Source organism: Pectobacterium peruviense (assembly GCF_003312355.2).
Lineage (GTDB): Bacteria > Pseudomonadota > Gammaproteobacteria > Enterobacterales > Enterobacteriaceae > Pectobacterium > Pectobacterium peruviense.
The window spans coordinates 1,855,861-1,877,251 of the sequence record NZ_CP161826.1 but is presented as its reverse complement, the minus strand read 5'-3'; the positions used below and the strand labels follow the sequence as shown (position 1 = coordinate 1,877,251).

The window sequence follows — 21,391 nt, the reverse complement described above, 5'->3', positions numbered from 1 at the left end:
GTACGCTTAGTCACTCTTGGGTAATACCGCTTCTAGACGAGCGGCAATCCGCTCGGGAAGCTGCCGCCGTACCGTCTGCATTGCCTGTTCAATAGCAACCGCAAACGCTCTCTGGTTTGCTGCACCATGGCTTTTGATTACAGTTCCCCGTAATCCTAGCAGGCATGCGCCATTATATTGATCGGGATTCAAATGACCGAAACGCTTTGATAAGCGTTTTTGTAACAAACGCCCCAGCCATTTCAACCACCAGGACCGCTTTTGTTTTTGCTCTGGGCCTAAAGCCGGAGACTTCAGGAGTGACAGGAACATCCTTACCACGCCTTCCACTGTTTTCAGTGTGACATTACCCACAAAGCCGTCACAGACCATCACATCCGTTTTCCCCGTCAGCAGATCGTTGCCTTCCAGGTAACCGATATAATTTATTGATGGTGCCTCTTTTAGCTGTGCCGCTGCTTCACGGATAGTGCTCAGCCCTTTGCTTTCTTCTTCACCGATATTCAACAACGCGACCCGAGGGTTAGTCAGTCCCAGCACTTCTTCTGCCATCACAGATCCCATCACGGCAAACTGGACCAGCATCGTACTATCACAGTCAACATTCGCTCCCAGATCCAACACGACTGTTTTTCCGTGTTGCTGGTGAGGTAATACTGACACCAACGCGGGTCGCTCAATTCCGTCCAGTGGCTTAATCAGGAGCTTAGCCAGCCCCATGAGTGCCCCTGTGTTGCCCGCGCTCACGCAGGCCTGTGCCCTACCGTCTTTAATCAACTCAAGCGCGATGCGCATTGAGGTACCACGGCTCGCACGAATAGCCTGCGACGGCCTCGCATCACTAGCAATAACCGACTCCGCCGGAACAACTTCTAAGCGGGAGAGTAAATCAGAATCGACTTTGGCAAGTAATGGAGTGATCGCAGCAGGATCGCCGACTAATAACAAATTGAGAGCTGGATTAGAAGCCAGTGCCTGCAATGCAGCAGGCACTGTTACGCAGGGACCAAAATCCCCGCCCATCGCATCTAACGCCAGAGTTAGGCGTGTCAAGGTATTGCCTTGCAAATAATTCGCAAGAATTACTTAGCAATAACCTTGCGACCGCGGTAGTAACCATCCGCAGTGATGTGGTGACGCAGGTGAGTTTCGCCAGAAACTTTATCTACGGATACAGAAGAGGTAGTCAGCGCATCATGTGAACGACGCATACCACGTTTGGAACGGCTAGGTTTGTTTTGTTGTACGGCCATGGACCTTACTCCTTAATTACTTACGCTTTAAACTGGCTAATACGGCAAATGGATTTGGTTTTTCCGCCTCTGCAGGCAGTTGACCAAAAACCATGTCCGCTTCGGACACTTCACAGTGTTCAGAATCATGCACCGGGGCGATAGGCAACATCAGAATAATTTCATCTTCAATCATTGCCAGCAGATCGACTTCACCAAACTCACTAACGCCGATCGGCTCATACGCTTCCGGTAACGCTTCGGCCTGCTCATCATTGACGACCGGGCTGAAACAGAATGTCGCATGGACTTGATGTTCAAACGGCTTCCCGCAACGCTGACACATCAGTGTGACCGTAACGTCAGCGTTACCGTCAATCACCGCCAGACGCTGATTATCAATATTGAAAGATAAAGAGGCCTGAACATCACTATCCACACTCACCACTGACTCGGCAACACGCTCTACTTGTTCAGCCGAATAGATACCAACGTAATCTAAACGCTTCTGAGCAGTGCGGACCGCATCAAGGGTTAGGGGTAATTTTACCTTTTGCATAGGGCGCGCATATTAACGTCGTAACGACATAGAGTCAAAGAAAAAGGCAGTGATGCACCGCCTTTCACCAATATTCGCTTCCAGAGCGGCGCATAGTTTAAAATGCCTTTCATCATTACGCTACGGTTTATCAAAAAATTATGCAGCAGATCGTTCTTGCCTCAACCTCACCTTACCGCCGAGCCTTATTGGAAAAGCTGACAGTACCCTTTGTCTGCGCGTCGCCAGACATCGATGAAACCCCTCGCGTAGGCGAAGATGCCATCGATCTCGTGATCCGCCTTGCTGAAAGTAAAGCGCGAGCATTGGCCGCACACTACCCCAATCACCTGATTATTGGTTCCGATCAAGTGTGCGTATTGGGGAATTCTATTACGGGAAAACCGCATAATAAGATTAACGCAACACGGCAACTACAGCAGGCCAGCGGAAAATGCGTTTCCTTCTTTACCGGTTTAGCACTGTTTAATAGCGCAACTCAGTTAATGCAGAGCATCGCAGAACCCTTTGATGTACATTTTCGTACACTAACGGAAGCAGAAATTGACGGCTATCTGGAGAAAGAGCAGCCATGGAACTGCGCAGGGAGTTTTAAAAGCGAAGGATTGGGCATTACCCTTTTTGAACGGTTATCTGGGCGAGATCCTAATACATTGATTGGATTGCCGCTGATCGCGCTGACGCAGATGCTACAAAAGGAAGGCGTGAATCCATTGACGGTGTGAAATGAATCGGGATAGCTCAATGAAGCACTATCCCGATAGATAAAACATGCACGATATGAGTCGTTAGATCTTTGTCTTACGCAAAACCTGTAGGCAGCGGCGTAACCTATCATCCAACGGTGCTTCTACTCTCAACGTCTCGCCAGTATTTGGGTGCTCAAAACGCAGCGCCTGTGCATGTAGAAATAGACGTTTTAAACCCGTACCTGTCAGTTGCTGATCGAACTCACGATCGCCGTAACGGTCATCAAACGCGATCGGATGTCCGGCATACTGGGCGTGTACACGAATTTGATGTGTACGTCCGGTAACAGGGCTTGCCCTCACCAGCGTCGCGTGTTCAAAACGTTCTTCTATCTTAAAACGTGTTTCTGACGGTTTACCTTCGCTGCTTACCCGTACGATGCGTTCACCGCTTTGCAGGATATTTTTCAAAAGCGGCGCCTGAACGACCTTGCAGTGGGACTGCCACTGGCCGCGAACCAACGCCAGATAGTCTTTTTGCATACCTTTCAACCGCAGCTGTTCATGCAGAGAACGCAACGCCGAACGTTTTTTAGCTACCAGCAAAACACCAGAAGTATCGCGGTCGAGGCGGTGTACTAGCTCCAAAAAACGCGCTTCCGGGCGTAAAGCGCGCAGCCCTTCAATCACGCCGAAGCTTAGACCACTGCCGCCGTGCACCGCAGTGCCTGAAGGCTTATTCAGCACCAACAGGTAGTCATCTTCATAAATAATACATTCGGCCAGCGCCGCCACTTTGCCAAGACTGGCAGAAACAGGAGTTTCATCGCGTTCTGCCTGTCGAACCGGCGGAATACGGATAACATCACCGTCGAGTAATTTATACTCCGGCTTGACCCGTTTCTTATTTATCCTTACCTCACCTTTTCGCAAGATTCGGTAAACCATGCTTTTAGGCACACCCTTTAAGTGGGTATGCAAAAAATTGTCGATACGTTGCCCCGCTTCATCTGCGGAGATCGTCACAAATTGTACTGAAGGATTATCTGTTTTCATGATGCGCGATTCTAATTAGAGCAACCCGATAGCGCCACTTCTTTTTCTGTGCTTAACTGTGTGTCTGACTTATGAAGATATTGTTGCACTATCGGATGAGTAACGGGTGAGTGCGCTGTAGCATCAAACCCCGTCCGTTTGGTGATAACAACAGAACTATCTTTATACAGACAGGCAAAGTCATCTTGCTATAACGGTATCGGCAGTGGAATAATGCTTTTGCGTTTCCCACGCGGATTTCCGATAAACAAGGGGAAATTGCGAAGTTATTAAGTTTGCCTGATGACGCACACACGCAGCAATGGCGTAAGACGTAATGCGAAATCAAGCAGTTAGCGGGCTGCGGATTGCAGCTTGGCCGGCAAATGGAATCAGATCTGGCGACATTATTCAGAAGCTGTTCCCTCAGTAAATGCGCTGTTTTCCATCAGGAAACACAGGCTACCGAAACATGCGTCTCTATGCAGGCGACAACCGGGAGGTTGACGTCCCTGCGATAAGCCACGAGGCCATCGGTTCACTCCGGTCATGCGGTTCTTTTGTCCGCAGCTCTATCAATAATGCAAGTAAAAATAACGAGTAAGTTGAAGATGAAAAGAATGTTAATTAACGCAACTCAGCAGGAAGAGTTGCGTGTTGCCTTGGTTGATGGTCAACGGCTGTATGATTTGGATATAGAAAGTCCAGGTCATGAGCAGAAGAAAGCAAATATCTACAAAGGTAAAATCACTCGTATCGAACCCAGTCTTGAAGCGGCTTTTGTTGATTACGGCGCTGAAAGGCACGGTTTCCTCCCTCTTAAAGAAATCGCCCGCGAATACTTCCCAAGCAACTATGCTTCCCATGGCCGTCCTAACATTAAAGACGTGTTACGTGAAGGTCAGGAAGTTATTGTTCAGGTAGACAAAGAAGAGCGTGGCAACAAAGGCGCAGCGCTGACCACGTTTATCAGCCTGGCTGGTAGCTATCTGGTCTTAATGCCGAATAACCCTCGCGCAGGTGGTATTTCACGCCGGATCGAAGGTGACGATCGTACTGAACTCAAAGAAGCGCTGGGATCGTTACAGTTACCTGATGGCATGGGACTCATTGTTCGTACGGCTGGTGTGGGTAAATCCGCTGAAGCACTGCAATGGGATCTGGCTTTCCGTCTGAAACACTGGGACGCGATAAAAAAAGCCGCGGAAGGTCGTCAGGCACCATTCCTGATTCATCAGGAAAGTAACGTGATCGTCCGTGCTTTCCGTGATTATCTGCGCCCAGACATTGGCGAGATTCTGATCGACAATCCAAAAATTCTCGACCTGGCGAAAGAACACATTTCTGCGCTGGGCCGCCCCGATTTCAGCAGTAAAATCAAATTGTATAGTGGTGAAATCCCGCTTTTCAGCCACTATCAGATCGAATCGCAGATTGAATCGGCTTTCCAACGTGAAGTTCGCCTGCCGTCCGGCGGCTCTATCGTTATCGATACGACCGAAGCGTTGACGGCCATTGATATCAACTCCGCCCGCGCAACACGCGGTGGTGACATTGAAGAAACGGCGTTTAACACCAACCTTGAAGCCGCTGACGAAATTGCTCGCCAATTACGCCTGCGTGACCTCGGTGGCCTGATCGTCATCGACTTCATCGATATGACCCCAGTTCGTCACCAGCGTGAAGTTGAAAACCGCCTGCGCGATTCAGTACGCCAAGATCGTGCACGTATTCAGATCGGTCGGATCTCCCGCTTTGGTCTGCTGGAAATGTCACGTCAGCGTCTGAGTCCTTCACTGGGCGAATCCAGCCATCATGTTTGTCCACGCTGTACTGGGACAGGCACGATTCGTGACAATGAATCACTTTCGCTGTCCATTCTTCGTCTGATTGAAGAAGAAGCGCTGAAAGAAAACACCAAAGAAGTTCACGCTATTGTTCCAGTCCAGATTGCATCCTATCTGCTGAACGAGAAACGTGATGCCGTTAACGCCATTGAGACACGTCAGGGTGGTGTACGCGCCATCATCGTGCCACATGACGGCATGCAAACACCGCACTACTCCGTGGTCCGTGTCCGTAAAGGCGAAGAAAAGCCGACGCTCAGCTATTTGTTGCCTCAGCGTTTGGAAACGGAAACGCAGCAGTTGCAAGACGAGCAAACCATCGAACGTAAACAGCCTGAGCAACCAGCTTTAGCAACGTTCAGCATGGTTGAAATGCCAGAGGAAACCACGCCATCGGTGGCCAAAGCGACGCCTGTTGTAGCAAAAGCCGCAGAAGAAGCTCAACCGGGTCTCATTAGCCGTTTCTTCAGTGCCTTAAAAGGCGTTTTTGCTTCTGAACCAACCGCAAAAGCAGCGGATAACGTTGACGAGAAGAAAGTCGAAGAAGAGAAATCTACTGAAGGCCAACGCACTGACCGTCGGAATTCACGCCGTCAAAGTAATAATCGCCGTGACCGTGGCTCTCGTGACAATCGTGACAATCGTGACAATCGTGACAATCGTGACAATCGTGAACAGCGTGATGATCAGCGCCGTAATAAGCGACAAACCGAAGAAGTGGTCGTGGAAACTCGCGTTGCGGAAAATGTGGAGAAAGTCGGTTCAGAAGAACAGCCGCGCCGTGAACCACGTGCTGAACGTCAGCGTCGCCGTCAGGACGAACGCCGCCAAGCTCCGACAGAGGAAAAAATTCAGCCAACTGTTGATGAGTCAGATGACAATGCAGCCGAGCAGGATAAACCGACTCAGGTTATGCAACGTCGCCAACGCCGTCAGTTAACGCAGAAAGTTCGTGTCCAGTCTGAAGCTCAGCAGGTCACCCTCTCTGAGAACACGGCACCGGTTGCTGAAGCACCTGAACTGGCTCAAGCTTACGTCAAGCCAAACGATGTTGCGGTAGACCATAACGAGAGCGATAACGAACAAAACGATGCAAATCGTGCCAATGGCGAAAATGGCGGTATGCCACGTCGTTCACGTCGTTCGCCTCGCCACCTGCGCGTCAGCGGCCAGCGCCGTCGTCGCTATCGTGATGAGCGTTACCCGTCCCAGTCGCCGATGCAGTTGGAGTTTGCCGCTGCGTCACCGGAGATGGCATCAGGGAAAGTGTGGGTCAGCTACCCTGTCGCACAGCCACAGCAGGCTGAAACCCAACAGCAGGAAGAGAACGTAGCGGCTATCGAAACACCGCTGTTACCAGCCGTTGTCGACGTTGCCCTGACGGAACAAGCCGATACCGTTGAATCCAACGCGATTGAAAACGTTGCGATTACTGAAGCAGTCGTTCAGGAAGATGCCGTTGTAACAGCAACAGCACAATCTGCGGACGTCGTTCAGGACAGCAATGTAGCGGATGTCGAAGTGAGTGCTGCTGACGAAGACACTGTCGTTGAGCCCATCACCGAGAACACAGCGATCGATGATGCCATCGCTGCAATTGCCGTGAGTGCGGTTGAAGAAGCAAAAGCTGTTGAGGTTGATGATACTGCTTCGACACAGGTAACTGAAAACGCACAGACAGTTGAAGCTACTGTTGCTGTTGAAACTGCTGTTGCTGAAGAAAAACCGGCAGATGATATCGCTGACACGACCGAGACAGCAGATGTGACAGAACCGGTTTCTACCCCGGTGATTTCCGCAGTACAGGAAATCAGCCAGCCACAAATCGTTCAGGATGAGCCTGTAGTCGCTACCAGCGCACAGCCGGTTGTGGAAGAGCCTGTATCGAGCGTAGCAAAACCAGCGGCTGTTGTTGGTGTTATTGAACAGCCTAGCTATAAGCTTCATGCAACGGCACCAATGACTAAAGCTCCGGCTCCGGCATACAACGCTGAGCCTGCTCAACACAGTGATTGGGTCCGTCCAGCCTATCCGTTCTCAGGAAAAGGCTCGGCAGGCGGTCATTCCGCAGTTAACCAGTCAACTGCGCCAGCAACCAAGCCTACGCCAGTTAACGAGTAATACTGACTTTTATAGACAAATACCCGCCAATTGGCGGGTATTTTTTTGCGTACAATCTTTTGCTAACCTAAAAAATTCAATAGTTTGATATCTACACTGTCCGTTTTGCCATCCAGTTCGGCCAGAAAACTTTTAAAGTGAACACTCTGTTCATGTGATGCCAAAGCATCACGATCCTTCCAGCGCTCGAAGAACACAAACGAACCGGGTTTATCCACAACTTCATGCAGATCATATTGCACATTGCCCGCTTCCTGTCGGCTAGGTGATACCACACGTTTTAGCGTTGCGGTAACATCAGCGATGAACTCTGCCTTTGCCTGAATAGTGGCGACAATACGAATTTCCATATACATCCCTTATTTATCAATGAAAAGATAATGCTATCAGATGCCAATCTGCGCTTAATTTCAAGCATTCATCAACAAACTGATGCATTCAAATGGCTTTACGCTTATCCTCATTCCCCGCCGTATCAGTCCCAAAACCAACCGAAAGACGATGTTTTTCTACTGACCGCCGGAGCGCAATTCCATGACCGCACAGCCTACTATTCTTAAAATCCGTCGCCCTGACGATTGGCACATTCATCTGCGTGACGATCGGATGCTGGAAACCGTTCTACCCTATACCAGCCGTTTCTTTGGCCGTGCGATTGTTATGCCGAATCTGACGCCACCGATTACCAGCGTAGCCAGCGCTATCGCGTATCGTCAGCGTATTTTAGCCGCTGTCCCGCAAGGCGATGACTTCCATCCTCTGATGACGTGCTACCTGACCGATGCCTTAGATGCCAATGAAATCGTAAGTGGCTTTGAGCAAGGCGTCTTTACCGCTGCCAAACTCTATCCAGCCAATGCCACAACGAACTCCAGCCATGGCGTAACCAGCGTCTCCAATATCTCCGGGATTCTGGAGAAAATGCAAAAAATGGGTATGCCGTTACTCATTCACGGTGAAGTCACCGATCCTGCTATTGATATTTTCGATCGGGAAGCTCGCTTCATCGAAACTATTCTGGAACCGTTACGCCAGGATTTCCCTGAACTGAAAGTCGTTCTCGAACACATTACGACGAAAGAAGCAGCGGAATATGTTGTTGCAGGCAATGATTATCTCGCTGCAACTATCACTCCCCAGCACTTGATGTTTAATCGTAATCATATGCTCGTCGGTGGCGTTCGCCCTCATTTGTATTGTCTACCGATCTTAAAACGCAACACACATCAACAAGCATTGCGTGAAGCCGTCGCCAGCGGCTGCGACCGACTTTTCCTCGGTACAGATTCCGCACCACATGCCAAGCACAGGAAAGAATCCAGCTGTGGCTGTGCTGGCGTGTTCAATGCTCAGGCTGCATTAAGTACCTACGCCACCGTTTTTGAAGAAATGAACGCACTCGATAAACTCGAAGCATTCTGCTCCCTGAATGGCCCACAGTTTTATGGTCTGCCAGTGAACGACAGCTGGGTTGAGCTTCATCGTGAAACAGTCACGTTCCCTGAAGAAATCTCGCTCGGCGACGAGTCACTCATCCCCTTCCTTGCCGGACAAAGCCTCAACTGGTCAGTTCGTTAATCGACAAGCCCATCTGCATTATGCCGATGGGCTAAATTTTATTATGCACCTTGTTCTTCTTCTTTAATGACTGTATAAATAAACAGTTAAAAAATTGGAGGTCAGCATGCGCGTAGAAATCACTCTTGCAAAGACAGCGCCTTTACCCGCCGGTGCCATCGAAGCGCTCAGGCATGAGCTGGAAAAACGTATTCACAAAATTTATCCCGATACGCCCATTCAGGTTCGTTATGCATCCGCAAATAACCTGACAGTGATGGGAGCGGGTAAAGACGACAAAGATCGTATCTCTGAAATTTTGCAGGAAACGTGGGAAAGTGCCGATGACTGGTTTACAGCAGAGTAATCTAAAGCTTGAAAGATAACGAAGATATAGGCTGTAATGGCAGTTACAAGCGGCATTTCGCCATGTGCTATGACCGAGGATATCTGTGATGACGGTAGAAAAACCAGAAGAGGCAATGACATTCGGGGAGTTGCTGGAGCTAATTGGCGAGCAACAACGCAAGATCGATGCTCTGGAACTTGCCTTTTCATCCCTGGCATTCTGCCTCGATGAGAAAGCAAACACACTGATGATTCACAATCTGACATTGGAATCTCAAAATGAGAATCGGGATCCCGCGATGAAGAAATACCTTGCCCGACTTGCTGCCGCATTAGAGAAAAACGCAGGGCCGGCTCCGGAATAATGTTCTACTGCACCTATAAGAGTACCTTCGGGATGAAGGCCTATTCGTCCCGATATTTTATTTGATACATCGTTTATCCCTTCAACATACCCGCCTGTGTAATGTTTTTTTCGAAAAATTGAAAATATTTCCCATAAATTAAATAAGCCACAGTATACTCATAATGCTCGTTTAAAATAATGAGCCACCTGAAGCCTCGTTAGTCACTCATGTTAGTAACTAGTCAATAAGGGGTATTTATGGATAGAAAAAATGAAGTTATTCAGACACATCCTCTTGTAGGTTGGGACATCAGCACCGTTGACAGTTATGACGCCATGATGATCCGTTTACACTACTTATCCACCTCGGATCAAGCACCAGATGAAGCACATGTAGACCGTACGCTGTGGCTAACAACCGATGTAGCAAGGCAGTTGATACACATACTTGAAGCTGGCATTGCGAAAATCGAATCAACAGACTGTGACGTCAGTGATTATCGAAAACATTAGTAATTGATAACGTTATTAATATTATATTCAATACCCAATGATTTGCTTTAATGACATTTGCTTTAGTAACAACACCGCCCTATCGGCGGTGTTGTTATTTTAGGTCTATTCTCATTTCTTTTTATACCCGCGAATCAATTAAACCAAGTCACCTTCCTTTATACCAATAATCACCCACTAGATAGTTATTCAACTAATAGAGCATTTCCCATTCCTTTAATTTATTTCGTTATTGTATTTATTCATCTTCCACCTGAAAACAAGTATCAAAAATATCTATTTCAATTAAAGAACTTCCATAACCAAATTGAATAAATTATGAATTTAAATTCAAAAAATCTGCTCATGTTTATGATAATGTTGCAATTTGAAAGTTTATATTGCTTTTATGTTTCTTCCTGTTAAATTTTTTTCCGGATTGACCACGTTACCGATCTGATTAAGGAACTATCACTATGCTTTGGCGTAATACCTCTTCCCGTTATGGCCATATCAGCATTCTTTTGCATTGGATTGCAGCGTTGACTGTTTATGGCATGTTTGCTTTAGGACTGTGGATGGTCACATTAGGGTACTACAACATCTGGTACCACCGTGCCCCAGAGATCCACAGAGCCATTGGTGTACTGCTCTTTGCCATCATTATCTTCCGCGTGGTATGGCGTTTTATCTCTCCGCCGCCACCTCCGTTGAAAAGTTACTCCACATTGACCCGCGTCAGCGCGACGCTAGCGCATATTGCACTTTATGTCATTCTTTTCGCCATTCTCATTAGTGGATATCTCATTTCCACTGCGGAAGGGCATCCAATCTCAGTTTTTGGCTGGTTTTCTATTCCGGCCATTGTCAGCGGCTTGACGGATCAGGCCGATATAGCAGGCGACGTGCATCTTTATCTTGCATGGGCGGTGGTTGCCTTATCAGCACTGCACGGTTTAGCCGCATTAAAACACCACTTTATCGATGGTGATAACACGTTGAAACGGATGTTGGGTCGCAACGTTCCTTAACTTTCTGGATTTATGGAGAAAATCAATGCTGAAGAAAACACTACTGAGCCTGACGGCAATATCCATGCTTGCTTCTGCCGGTTCTGCACTGGCGGCAGAGTACAAGTTCGATAAAGAAGGCCAGCACGCGTTTATTGAATTCCGCATTAAACACCTCGGCTACAGCTGGCTTTACGGCAGCTTTAACGATTTCGACGGCACTTTTGCCTTTGATGAGAAAAATCCATCATCGGATAAAGTGAATGTCACTATCAACACCAACAGCGTTGACACTAATCACGCTGAACGTGACAAGCACCTTCGCAGTGCAGAATTCTTAAACGTGTCCAAGCATCCGCAGGCAACGTTTACCTCAACGGAAGTGAAGAAAGACGGCGAGGATTACGATATTACCGGTAATTTGACCTTAAATGGCGTGACCAAGCCTGTTAAGCTGGATGCCAAACTCATCGGTCAGGGCGATGACCCATGGGGTAACTATCGCGCAGGATTTCAGGCCGAAGGGACAATCAAGCTGAAAGATTTCGACATTACGACCGATTTGGGTCCCGCTTCACAGGATGTAGAACTGATTATTGCCGTTGAAGGCGTTCGCCAGAAATAAGCTTCCGTAATGTCATTAGCAGCAAAAAGCCCTTTCCTTTGGAAAGGGCTTTTTATATTGACGTGATCCGTCCTGAATAGCGTTGACACGTCCCTGACTTAAATACGGAGAACGTGATGATGACTGAGTTCAAACGTACCCAACGTGATTATCCTCTATCCTTTAAAATAGCCGTCGTTGAACAGGTCGAAAAAGGCGAGATGACCTATAAACAGGCCCAGCAGCGATATGGCATTCAGGGGCGCTCCACCGTTCTTGTCTGGCTGCGTAAATATGGCCAGCTTGACTGGAGTCCCGGACTTCCTGACCTGATGAAAAGGAAACTGCTTGTGGCTCAGACAAATACCCCACTTACACCCGAGCAAAGAATCAAAGAACTTGAAGAGCAGCTTAAGCTGGCGAATCAGAAAGCTGAGTTTTTTGAATCTGTTATCAACGTCCTGAAAAATGATTACGGGGTAAGTGTCGTAAAAAAGCGGCCCGGCAAGTCCTTGCGCAGAGTCAGGCCCCAAAAGTCACCGTGACACGCGCATGCCAGCTCCTGGGGCACAGCAGACAGGCATGGTACCAGCATAATGCAAGGTGCAATAAACGACATGAACACAATAGTCAGGTTCTTGATTTTATTGCCCGAGTTCGGTGCCGTCAGCCACGTATAGGCACACGCAAACTCCACTCTCTGTTGAACCGTCAGGCAGGTGAAACACTCAATATCGGGCGTGACCGCCTGTTTAGCCTACTGGGTAAACACCGGCTTCTGGTACCCGTAAAGCGGGCATACCACAAAACGACCAACAGCCATCATCGTTTTTACCGGCATCCGAACTTGCTGAAGTCTGGCCCCGAACAGGTTACTGTCCTTCAGCCGGAGCAAGTCTGGGTCGCCGATATTACTTATCTACCAGTACGCAGTGGCACGGTCTATCTGAGTTTGGTCACGGATGCCTGTTCCAGAAAAATCATGGGTTACCATGTAGGGGATAATCTGCAAACTGAAAATGTGGTAAAAGCCTTCAAACGTGCGTTACGACAAAGAAAAACAAAAGGGCCGTTGATACACCACTCTGACAGAGGGCTACAATACTGTTCAGCGCTTTACCAGTCGGTACATGAGAGAAATGGGATAACCTGTTCAATGACAGATGGTTATGACTGCTATCAGAATGCGCTGGCTGAACGGATAAACGGCATCCTGAAAAATGAGTTTTTACTCTCTCGCCCAGCTAATCTGGCACAAGCGAGGAAAATGGTAAAAGAATCTGTGGCGATTTATAACCATGAGCGGCCACATCAGGCCCTGAAATACAAAACGCCCGATGAGGTTCATCAGGCGTTTTACAGGCAGAAAACTGTCAACCCATATCAGGACTAGTCAACGAGTGGCAGTGAGTTATTCCGCGTTGTCTTTCGCTACAGGTGCCGGAATATGTAACGTTGACTGCAATAATCCTTTGGATTTATTGAAGATCTTCATTCCATTTTCACGCCCGCTGCGTATTGCTCTTTGTTCTTCTAACGGCAATTTTATTTCATCCTGACACTGCGTGCTGCAACAACCTTCGTATTTTGCGGCACAGCTCGGACATTGGATAAATAGAAGATGGCAACCTTCATTACGGCAGTTCGTGTGACTATCACACGAAGCACCACACTGATGGCAATGCGCGATAACGTCATCAGAGATACGCTCACCCATCCGTTCATCAAACACGAAATTCTTGCCGATAAACTTCAGCGGTAGCCCTTGTGCTTTGGCCTGGCGCGCATATTCAATAATACCGCCCTCTACGTGATACACATTTTTAAAGCCATGATGCAACATGTAGGCACTGGCCTTCTCGCAGCGAATGCCACCGGTACAGTACATCACAATATTTTTATCACGCACATCATCAAGCATATCCACAGCCATCGGCAACTGCTCACGAAAGGTATCCGACGGCACTTCCAGTGCATTTTCGAAATGTCCGACTTCATATTCGTAGTGGTTGCGCATATCGACGAATACGGTATCAGGGTCGTCGGCCATAGCATTAACCTGATCGGCCTTCAGATAGTGCCCAACATTCGCTGGATTAAACGTAGGATCATCAATGCCATCGGCAACAATCCGTTCACGTACTTTCATACGCAATACCCAGAACGATTTTCCGTCATCTTCCAGAGCGATATTTAAGCGAATCTGATCGAGTGCTGGGTGCGCACTGAACAACCCAGCTTTAAAGGCATCGAATTGATTATTGGGTACGCTGATTTGGGCGTTAATCCCTTCAGCTGCAATATAAATACGCCCGAAGACCTTATATTGCTCAAGCTGAACATACAGGCGATCGCGAAATGCTTTTGGATCGTCAATCGTAAAATATTTATAGAAGGAAACTGTGGTACGCGGCTCGGTTTCCGCAAGCATACGCGCCTTCAGTTCCTCATTGGAAACTCGGTTATGTAACACTGGCATGGTGTACGTTCCTGTCTTCATTGAGGTTAGCGTGTGACGTTCATTGCCGGGCCATCGCCCACGCTCGGCATCATACCTGATAGCACCGAAGCTGTCAGGGCATGAAATGCATAGCGAAACGATAAAGAGTGATCTACCGTAAACAGATAGCTTCAGGGATTCACTTTCGCTTTAATGAAGTATCATCATCGAAGGATCTGTCATTATGAGTCAGCTTTTCTCCCCCATATCTCTTGGTAAACTCGAACTGCCCAACCGAATCATTATCGCGCCAATGTGCCAATACTCGGCAGAGGACGGCAAGGCGACAGCCTGGCATACCATGCATTTAGGTAGCCTGTCACATTCCGGAGCAGGACTGCTCATTATCGAGGCCACGGCGGTCTCACCAGAAGGCAGGATTTCCCCGCACGATCTTGGCCTGTGGGATGACACAACCGAACAAGCCCTTGCCAGGGTGATTCAATCGGTCAAAACCTATTCTGCCATGCCGCTTGGCATACAGCTGGGGCACGCCGGTCGTAAAGCCTCGACGGGCGTTCCGTGGAGCGGGCGGGCATTTCTGCGCCCGGAACAGGGAGGATGGCAGACTATTGCGCCATCAGCGGTTCCTTACAACGCCAGCGATGCCGAGCCACTAGCAATGTCGGAACAGCACATTCGTACATTAATTGATGCGTTCGTCGACTCAGCTAAACGTGCAGATCGTCTGGGTTTTGACCTGATAGAAATTCATGCTGCTCACGGCTATTTACTGCACCAGTTTCTTTCTCCACTGACAAATCAGCGCACGGATAACTACGGTGGTTCGCTTCAAAATCGGATGCGTCTGGTCGTTGAAATTTATCGCGCAATACGTGAAGTGTTCCCTACAGATAAAGCCGTCGGCGTACGCATTTCTGCGACAGATGGTGTTGAGGGAGGTTGGGATCTGGAGCAGTCGGTGCAACTCAGTAAGACATTGCACGAATTAGGCTGCGATTTCATCCATGTTTCCAGCGGTGGGCTATCACCATTACAGCAGATTCATCCTGCACCAAATTATCAGGTGCCCTATGCACAGCGAATTAAACAAGAAGTTGGTATCACCACCATCGCCGTAGGGCTGATAACCGAACCAGAACAGGCAGAAGCGATCGTTGCAACGGGCGAGGCAGATGCTATTGGGCTGGCTCGTGCCATTCTTTTCGACCCACGCTGGCCATGGCATGCCGCCGCCAGACTAGGTGCTCAGGTATCTGCCCCCGCTCAGTACTGGCGTAGCGAGCCACGTTACGCCAGAGGTATTTTCAAGCAATAGCGATAGACAGGCGATCCTATCCGGGTCGCCTCTGCCCCACGCAACCACACAGTATGCCACCAAAGGTCAAAACTCATTTTTGGGGGATGATACGATTAAGACCATTTTTTGCATAAAAATCAGTCAATAAGATGGCAATAATTTGTTTTATTGGCAAAGCACGCAATAATCTATCTTGCAGTTAACAACTAACTCGATTCTTTTTAACGGTTCGCGTGCTGACCAGCACCAAAATATTGATACTGAGGCCATGACACAAATCCCTTCCTTTAATCGTTCATTGCTACATCCGCGCTACTGGCTCACCTGGTTGGGTATCGGCATCCTTTACCTTATCGTTTTGCTGCCCTATCCCGTTATTTATCGTATCGGTACTGCTCTCGGCCATCTGGCTATGCGCCTGTTGCCACAGCGCGTCAAGATCGCTGCACGCAATCTTGAGCTGTGTTTCCCAGATATATCGCAGGCCGAGCGTAATACGCTACTCAGGAAGAATTTTGAATCTGTCGGCATGGGCGTGGTTGAAACAGGTATGGCTTGGTTTTGGCCTAATTGGCGTCTTGAACGCTGGTTTACGGTAAAAGGCCTCGAGCACATACTTCCCGAGAACGAACGGGAGCAAGGAGTCTTACTCATCGGACTGCATTTTTTAACATTGGAACTCGGTGCACGCGTTTTTGGTATGCACAATCCGGGGATCGGCGTGTATCGCCCGAATGATAACAAACTGATTGACTGGCTACAGACGTGGGGCAGACTGCGGTCCAACAAATCCATGTTGGACCGGAAAGATCTTAAGGGAATGATACGCGCCCTCAAGCAAGGTGACATCATCTGGTATGCGCCAGATCATGATTATGGCCCACACAGCAGTGTGTTCGCTCCTCTGTTTGCCGTAGACACAGCGGCAACAACTCGCGGAAGCTATATGCTGATAAAAACGGCACACCCGGCAGTTATCCCGTTTGTGCCGCGCCGTTTGCCAGAAGGAAAAGGTTATGAACTACTGATTCAGCCTGCTGAGCAAGATGCGCCTGTAGATAACGAAACCTTAACCGCCGCCTGGATGAATAAGGTTGTTGAAAAGAATATTCTGCTCGCACCGGATCAATACATGTGGCTGCATCGCCGTTTCAAAACCCGCCCAGAAGGCGAACCGTCCCTTTATTAATTCATCACTCACACGTTCAGGTTACTCATTTCAGAAACTGCGGCACCTTGTGACAGACGAAAAAAAAGCAACGGCGACTGCCGTTGCTTTATCTTTCACACTAACAATTTTTCACACTACAGACTGCTAGCTTTTGATATGAGGTGCAGGCAGTTTTTGGTAAGACTCAACCCACGCCGCATAGGCTTCCGGTTTTTGCCACACATGGTAGTGCAAGCGCGATATGGTAACGGGATCGCTAAGCAGCGCCAGGCGCTGATTATTACTCACGTCTTCCGGCTTACGATTCAAGGCATCACGCACATTCTGCTCGCGTACATCCTCGATCGCTCGGCTGAAGCGATGACGCGCCGTCGCCATTGCACTAGCAAGGGCATTCACGGACGGATCGAAAACAGCCTGCATAAACCCGTTATCGAGTCTACGCTGGTGGTTCAGTCGGCAATATTCATCCGTAGCAACCAGTTCACGCGGCGGATTGAATTCTTCCGGTATCAGCAGCAGCTTCGCACGTTTACAACCCAGCCCTAATGCTGCACGGCTCGAATAAACCGACACAACCGGCGACAAAATCAGTGAGAAGACAATCGGTGATAGCCACCACAAGAAGCGCAGATCCAACCATGCCATGCCAATCGCCCAGACCAGTCCCAGAACTAACTGAGAACCGTGGCGCACAAATGCTTCACTCCACGGCGTCGCATCGTCGTCACGCTGTGGAGAATTCCACTGCACCGACCAACCAAGGAACGCGCTGACAACAAACACTGTGTGGAACAACATACGAACCGGTGCCAGCAGAACCGAGAACAGCATTTCCAGCAACAGAGAAAGGAATACGCGCAAAGCACCACCGTATTCTTTTGCACCTTTCGCCCACACCAGAATCACACTCAACAATTTTGGCAAAAACAGCAGAACCAATGTCGTCGAGAAGAGGGCGATAGCGAGTTCAGGCCGCCACTGTGGCCAGACGGGGAACAGCTGTCGGGGCTGCAAGAAATACTGGGGTTCCATCAGCGTATGCACAACCTGCAACGCGGTAGAGAGCACTAGGAACATAAACCACAACGGTGCAGACAGATAGGACATCACGCCAGTCAGGAAAACGGCACGGTGAACCGGATGCATGCCTTTAACCAGGAACAACCGGAAATTCATCAGGTTACCATGGCACCAGCGGCGGTCACGTTTCAGTTCATCCAACAGGTTAGGCGGCAGCTCTTCATAACTTCCTGGGAGATCATAGGCAATCCACACACCCCATCCGGCACGGCGCATCAACGCAGCTTCAACGAAGTCGTGAGAAAGAATCGCACCCGCGAACGAACCTTCACCCGGCAGCGGTGCCAGTGCGCAATGCTCAATGAACGGTTTAACACGAATAATCGCGTTATGTCCCCAGTAATGCGACTCACCAAGCTGCCAAAAATGCAGGCCTGCGGTGAACAGTGGGCCATAAACACGCGTCGCAAACTGCTGACAGCGCGCATACAGCGTATCCATGCCAGACGCTTTCGGCGAAGACTGGATGATACCCGCGTTAGGGTTCGCTTCCATCAGTCTGACCAGAGATGTCAGACATTCGCCACTCATGACGCTATCGGCATCCAGAATCACCATATAGCTATACTGGTTACCCCAGCGGCGGCAGAAGTCATCGATATTGCCGCTCTTACGTTTGACGCGGCGACGGCGACGGCGATAGAAAATACGCCCTGCTCCACCGACATCACGACACAACTCCATCCAGGCTTTTTGCTCTGCCACACAGATATCGGGATCGTTACTGTCGCTCAGGACGTAAATATCAAAATGCTCAAGATTGCCCGTCGCTTCAACCGATTCGTACGTCGCACGTAGTCCCGCAAACACACGTTCTACGTCTTCGTTACAAATAGGCATGATTAACGCCGTGCGATGCTCAGGATTCAGAGCCTCGTCACCGACTGTCGTGGAAGAGATACTGTATTTATCTCGACCAATAAGCAGTTGCAGGAACCCCATCAGCGCGGTCCAGAACCCAGCCGATACCCAGCAGAACAACACCGCAAACAAAACGAGTATCCCGCTTTGCAGCACATAAGGCAGCAACTGCATCAGTGAGCGAGTCCAAGGCTGGCCCGCCATTTCAAACGGATCGATCAGCGCCCAGCCCTGATAAGGCAGGATGGTTTTCATGTACCACGTTGCGATCGCAGTCTGGAACAGCGTCAGCGCCAGCAGGATATAACGGCGGATTGTTCCCACTAAACGCCAGCGGTTCTCGGAAATTTTCTCTTCCGGGCTGTAATGAGGACGAGGCGGTGCGGTACGCCCCAGCAGGCTTTCCCACCAGCGAATCAATGGGTTCGTCCGCCAAACATCAGGGAACATCGAAGCGCGGGTAATGACAGGCATCGCTTTTAATGCCGTCCGCCCTTCTCTGTCTGTGCCGAGTTGCTTACCGTTGTCCAGACCATCAGCCCAAGCCATTTCAAGACGTGCCTGCACCGAATGCAACGCAGCATCGTCTTCAGACTGAACATTTATCTGGTTACCTTCAGGCTGACTACCTTCAGACAGAGCCTGATGCAAAACGGCCTGATCGTTCCAGGCCGCTTGCGGTAATTTTTCGCGAAGAACCTCTGCCTGCTCGGCAGGCAGAGGTAGTTTCTCAATGTAATCGAGAGAAGAAGTTGACTTATTCATTAGCAGGCAGCTGATTGCTCCAGGTTTCAGTCAATGTCGTCTCGCCATTAACCAACGCAGCTCTCATTTCAGTCGGCTGTTTCGCATCTTTCACACGCACACGCAGCGTCAGACGCCAACCATGAGTTACTGGGTTATAGCGAACATTATTTTCTACAATCTCGCCGTTATCGCCGATGCTGACCTGAGAGGCTACCGGAGCGTTCTCATCCAACTCTTTCAAATTCGGTCCAATGAAGTCAACAATATAAGCGATCGTGCCGTCAGGCTGGCGGATCAAGTTTGATTGTTTAACATCACCGGCAGAACGACGAGTCTGTTGAACATAAGCAATATTCGGGGAATGTAATTGATCTTCATCGCGCGTAAAGTGCAGACGATATTTAACATCCAGTGGTTTGCCCGTTTCTGGCAACACATCCGGCGTCCAGAAAGCAACGATATTGTCGTTGGTTTCATCTGCGGTAGGGATTTCAACCAGCTCAACCTTCCCTTTACCCCACTCGCCTTTCGGCTCAATCCAACCGCTTGGACGCAGATCGTAACGGTCGTCAAGATCTTCATAGGAGGTAAAATCACGTCCGCGTTGCAGCAGACCAAATCCTTTAGGATTCTCTACCGCATAGGTGCTCACGGACAGGTGCTTCGGATTATTCAGCGGACGCCAAATCCATTCGCCATTACCGGCATGAATTGACAGGCCATTAGAGTCGTTCAGCGCCGGACGATAGTTCAGCGTTGGAGACGGCTGGTTCGGTCCGAACAGATACATACTGGTCAGCGGCGCAATACCCAGTTTGCCCACTTTATCACGCAGGAAGACTTTAGCCTGAACGTCTACTACGCTGTCACGCCCCGGATAAACAGTAAAGCGGTAAGCCCCTGCGGCACGTGGAGAATCCAGCAGCGCATAAATAACCAAGTGTTTATCATTTGGTTTGGGACGTTCGATCCAGAACTCACGGAAACGAGGGAATTCTTCGCCGGAAGGCAATGCGGTATCGATGGCAAGACCACGGGCGGACAAGCCATAAATCTGGCCTTTCCCTACCACACGGAAATAGCTGGCGCCCAGCATGCTGACGATTTCATCGTTCTTATCGGCTTTATTGATCGGATAGAGAACTTTAAAACCAGCAAAGCCGAGATTTTTAACCGACTCAGGATCGTGGTTGACGGAACCGAAATCAAAGAACTCAGGAGAGTATTTAATCTCATCAACCGTTGTCGCCGTGACTTCATTAATTTTCACCGGAGTATCGAAATACATCCCCTGATGGTAAAACTGGAGTTTGAATGGCGTCTGTACATTATTCCAGTATGATTTATCGTTATTGAAACGAATTTGCTGATAGTCAGCAAATTTCATATCACGGAATTGCGCAGGAAGATTACTTTTCGGCGCTTCAAAACCCTTTTGTGCCAGCTTTTCAGCCTGCTGTGCCACATCATCAATAGAGAATGCCCAAGCAGGCACTGCGCTTACAGACAGCATAATGGCGGCGGACAGCCAGCGAAGGCTAGCAACCCGCTGTTTAAACCCAAATTTATTATCCAGCACAGCTCCCCCTGTTGGTGTGCTTCAATCAACTAAAATCCATATTAATGGATAAGTTAGCCTTCCTACAACTTGATAAAGATATTGTTCATCATAATAGGTCAGCGTTTAAACAACGAGAACGCTAAAGCATGATAAACCGGGTTGTAAAAATGGAAAACAGCCACGGACTATAGCGAATATCGACCTACGCGGGCGTAGGATTATTCCGTTTACGCCTGCCTCATCTCTTATTACCCCGCCGATAAAAACCCTGACGGATAGTGATATCGGCGCACATACCGCTTTAAGCATGGCAGAGATAAACATTTGTGTAACAATGCAGGGACAAGTAAAGTACACGTTCCTACTG

19 protein-coding genes are annotated in these 21,391 nt (G+C 49.0%); 11 read left to right on the top strand and 8 right to left on the bottom strand.

From position 1 onward, the window contains the following. Window positions 1–6: 6 nt before the first annotated feature. The 3 genes from plsX to yceD are packed head-to-tail and all read right to left on the bottom strand — an operon-like array spanning window position 7 to window position 1,791. Entirely contained in the window at window positions 7–1,053 is a 1,047-nt protein-coding gene (gene plsX / locus DUT67_RS08540; protein ID WP_113627779.1) for a phosphate acyltransferase PlsX, read from the bottom strand. A 29-nt stretch (window positions 1,054–1,082) separates the two neighbouring features. Next, window positions 1,083–1,253: a 50S ribosomal protein L32 gene (rpmF, locus tag DUT67_RS08535; RefSeq protein ID WP_011093369.1), complete on the bottom strand. Its 171-nt coding sequence runs from the start codon at window positions 1,251–1,253 to the stop codon at window positions 1,083–1,085. Between the two features lie 16 nt (window positions 1,254–1,269). Beyond that, entirely contained in the window at window positions 1,270–1,791 is a 522-nt protein-coding gene (gene yceD / locus DUT67_RS08530) for a 23S rRNA accumulation protein YceD (protein ID WP_113627778.1), read from the bottom strand. Window positions 1,792–1,931: 140 nt separating this feature from the next. Here yceD and DUT67_RS08525 point away from each other — a divergent pair, with 140 nt between their 5' ends. Beyond that, window positions 1,932–2,516 carry a nucleoside triphosphate pyrophosphatase gene (locus DUT67_RS08525; protein ID WP_113627777.1) on the top strand — a complete coding sequence of 195 codons (585 nt, stop codon included), beginning with the start codon at window positions 1,932–1,934 and terminating at the stop codon, window positions 2,514–2,516. 63 nt (window positions 2,517–2,579) lie between these two features. On the opposite strand, the gene rluC is transcribed toward DUT67_RS08525, so the two are convergent. Beyond that, on the bottom strand, window positions 2,580–3,536 hold the full coding sequence (rluC, locus tag DUT67_RS08520) for a 23S rRNA pseudouridine(955/2504/2580) synthase RluC (protein WP_113627776.1): 957 nt from the start codon (window positions 3,534–3,536) through the stop codon (window positions 2,580–2,582). A gap of 590 nt (window positions 3,537–4,126) precedes the next feature. Between rluC and rne the strand changes: the two genes are divergently transcribed. Then, window positions 4,127–7,483 (top strand): ribonuclease E, encoded by a 3,357-nt coding sequence (rne, locus tag DUT67_RS08515; protein WP_113631667.1) that lies wholly within the window; start codon window positions 4,127–4,129, stop codon window positions 7,481–7,483. A gap of 62 nt (window positions 7,484–7,545) precedes the next feature. Here rne and DUT67_RS08510 read toward each other — a convergent pair whose 3' ends face one another. After that, a complete protein-coding gene (locus tag DUT67_RS08510; protein ID WP_113627773.1) occupies window positions 7,546–7,833 on the bottom strand; it encodes a putative quinol monooxygenase in 288 nt (95 codons plus the stop codon). Between the two features lie 184 nt (window positions 7,834–8,017). Here DUT67_RS08510 and pyrC point away from each other — a divergent pair, with 184 nt between their 5' ends. The 7 genes from pyrC to DUT67_RS08475 all read left to right on the top strand — a co-directional run bounded on the left by pyrC (window position 8,018) and on the right by DUT67_RS08475 (window position 13,233). After that, window positions 8,018–9,061: a dihydroorotase gene (pyrC, locus tag DUT67_RS08505; protein WP_113627772.1), complete on the top strand. Its 1,044-nt coding sequence runs from the start codon at window positions 8,018–8,020 to the stop codon at window positions 9,059–9,061. A 106-nt stretch (window positions 9,062–9,167) separates the two neighbouring features. Next, window positions 9,168–9,407 carry a DNA damage-inducible protein I gene (gene dinI / locus DUT67_RS08500; protein WP_048259675.1) on the top strand — a complete coding sequence of 80 codons (240 nt, stop codon included), beginning with the start codon at window positions 9,168–9,170 and terminating at the stop codon, window positions 9,405–9,407. An 88-nt stretch (window positions 9,408–9,495) separates the two neighbouring features. Then, window positions 9,496–9,753, top strand: a complete 258-nt coding sequence (locus DUT67_RS08495) for a hypothetical protein (protein WP_048259673.1) — start codon at window positions 9,496–9,498, stop codon at window positions 9,751–9,753. 239 nt (window positions 9,754–9,992) lie between these two features. Then, a complete protein-coding gene (gene bssS, locus DUT67_RS08490; RefSeq protein WP_005970542.1) occupies window positions 9,993–10,247 on the top strand; it encodes a biofilm formation regulator BssS in 255 nt (84 codons plus the stop codon). Window positions 10,248–10,702: 455 nt separating this feature from the next. Next, the gene (locus DUT67_RS08485; protein ID WP_113627771.1) at window positions 10,703–11,257 is read left to right on the top strand and encodes a cytochrome b; all 555 of its coding nucleotides are present in this window, start codon (window positions 10,703–10,705) and stop codon (window positions 11,255–11,257) included. 28 nt (window positions 11,258–11,285) lie between these two features. Then, on the top strand, window positions 11,286–11,861 hold the full coding sequence (locus tag DUT67_RS08480) for a YceI family protein (RefSeq protein ID WP_101749539.1): 576 nt from the start codon (window positions 11,286–11,288) through the stop codon (window positions 11,859–11,861). Between the two features lie 116 nt (window positions 11,862–11,977). Further along, a protein-coding gene (locus DUT67_RS08475) for an IS3 family transposase (protein WP_113628139.1) occupies window positions 11,978–13,233 on the top strand; the annotation gives its coding sequence in 2 pieces (ribosomal slippage) (window positions 11,978–12,329 and window positions 12,329–13,233; 1,257 coding nt in all). Between the two features lie 18 nt (window positions 13,234–13,251). Here the strand turns inward: DUT67_RS08475 and DUT67_RS08470 are convergent. Then, a complete protein-coding gene (locus tag DUT67_RS08470) occupies window positions 13,252–14,319 on the bottom strand; it encodes a rhodanese-related sulfurtransferase (protein WP_113627770.1) in 1,068 nt (355 codons plus the stop codon). A gap of 205 nt (window positions 14,320–14,524) precedes the next feature. On the opposite strand from DUT67_RS08470, the gene DUT67_RS08465 reads away from it, so the two are divergent. Then, window positions 14,525–15,619, top strand: coding sequence for an NADH:flavin oxidoreductase/NADH oxidase (locus DUT67_RS08465; protein WP_113627769.1), 1,095 nt, complete (start codon window positions 14,525–14,527; stop codon window positions 15,617–15,619). 250 nt (window positions 15,620–15,869) lie between these two features. Further along, complete coding sequence (locus DUT67_RS08460) at window positions 15,870–16,790, top strand: Kdo(2)-lipid IV(A) acyltransferase (RefSeq protein WP_113627768.1); 921 nt, start codon at window positions 15,870–15,872, stop codon at window positions 16,788–16,790. A gap of 126 nt (window positions 16,791–16,916) precedes the next feature. On the opposite strand, the gene mdoH is transcribed toward DUT67_RS08460, so the two are convergent. Next, the gene (mdoH, locus tag DUT67_RS08455; protein WP_113627767.1) at window positions 16,917–19,481 is read right to left on the bottom strand and encodes a glucans biosynthesis glucosyltransferase MdoH; all 2,565 of its coding nucleotides are present in this window, start codon (window positions 19,479–19,481) and stop codon (window positions 16,917–16,919) included. Continuing rightward, entirely contained in the window at window positions 19,474–20,976 is a 1,503-nt protein-coding gene (locus DUT67_RS08450; RefSeq protein ID WP_101749540.1) for a glucan biosynthesis protein G, read from the bottom strand. The genes mdoH and DUT67_RS08450 overlap by 8 nt, the downstream gene beginning before the upstream one ends. Window positions 20,977–21,391: the final 415 nt, after the last annotated feature.

Coding starts and splice junctions, on each gene's coding strand:
- pyrC (WP_113627772.1), top strand. CDS start 8,018: ATGACCGCACAGCCTACTATTCTTAAAATCCGTCGCCCTGACGATTGG.
- rpmF (WP_011093369.1), bottom strand. CDS start 1,253: ATGGCCGTACAACAAAACAAACCTAGCCGTTCCAAACGTGGTATGCGT.
- bssS (WP_005970542.1), top strand. CDS start 9,993: ATGGATAGAAAAAATGAAGTTATTCAGACACATCCTCTTGTAGGTTGG.
- DUT67_RS08495 (WP_048259673.1), top strand. CDS start 9,496: ATGACGGTAGAAAAACCAGAAGAGGCAATGACATTCGGGGAGTTGCTG.
- DUT67_RS08465 (WP_113627769.1), top strand. CDS start 14,525: ATGAGTCAGCTTTTCTCCCCCATATCTCTTGGTAAACTCGAACTGCCC.
- yceD (WP_113627778.1), bottom strand. CDS start 1,791: ATGCAAAAGGTAAAATTACCCCTAACCCTTGATGCGGTCCGCACTGCT.
- DUT67_RS08460 (WP_113627768.1), top strand. CDS start 15,870: ATGACACAAATCCCTTCCTTTAATCGTTCATTGCTACATCCGCGCTAC.
- DUT67_RS08510 (WP_113627773.1), bottom strand. CDS start 7,833: ATGGAAATTCGTATTGTCGCCACTATTCAGGCAAAGGCAGAGTTCATC.
- dinI (WP_048259675.1), top strand. CDS start 9,168: ATGCGCGTAGAAATCACTCTTGCAAAGACAGCGCCTTTACCCGCCGGT.
- DUT67_RS08485 (WP_113627771.1), top strand. CDS start 10,703: ATGCTTTGGCGTAATACCTCTTCCCGTTATGGCCATATCAGCATTCTT.
- rne (WP_113631667.1), top strand. CDS start 4,127: ATGAAAAGAATGTTAATTAACGCAACTCAGCAGGAAGAGTTGCGTGTT.
- DUT67_RS08470 (WP_113627770.1), bottom strand. CDS start 14,319: ATGCCAGTGTTACATAACCGAGTTTCCAATGAGGAACTGAAGGCGCGT.
- rluC (WP_113627776.1), bottom strand. CDS start 3,536: ATGAAAACAGATAATCCTTCAGTACAATTTGTGACGATCTCCGCAGAT.
- DUT67_RS08450 (WP_101749540.1), bottom strand. CDS start 20,976: ATGCTGTCTGTAAGCGCAGTGCCTGCTTGGGCATTCTCTATTGATGAT.
- DUT67_RS08525 (WP_113627777.1), top strand. CDS start 1,932: ATGCAGCAGATCGTTCTTGCCTCAACCTCACCTTACCGCCGAGCCTTA.
- mdoH (WP_113627767.1), bottom strand. CDS start 19,481: ATGAATAAGTCAACTTCTTCTCTCGATTACATTGAGAAACTACCTCTG.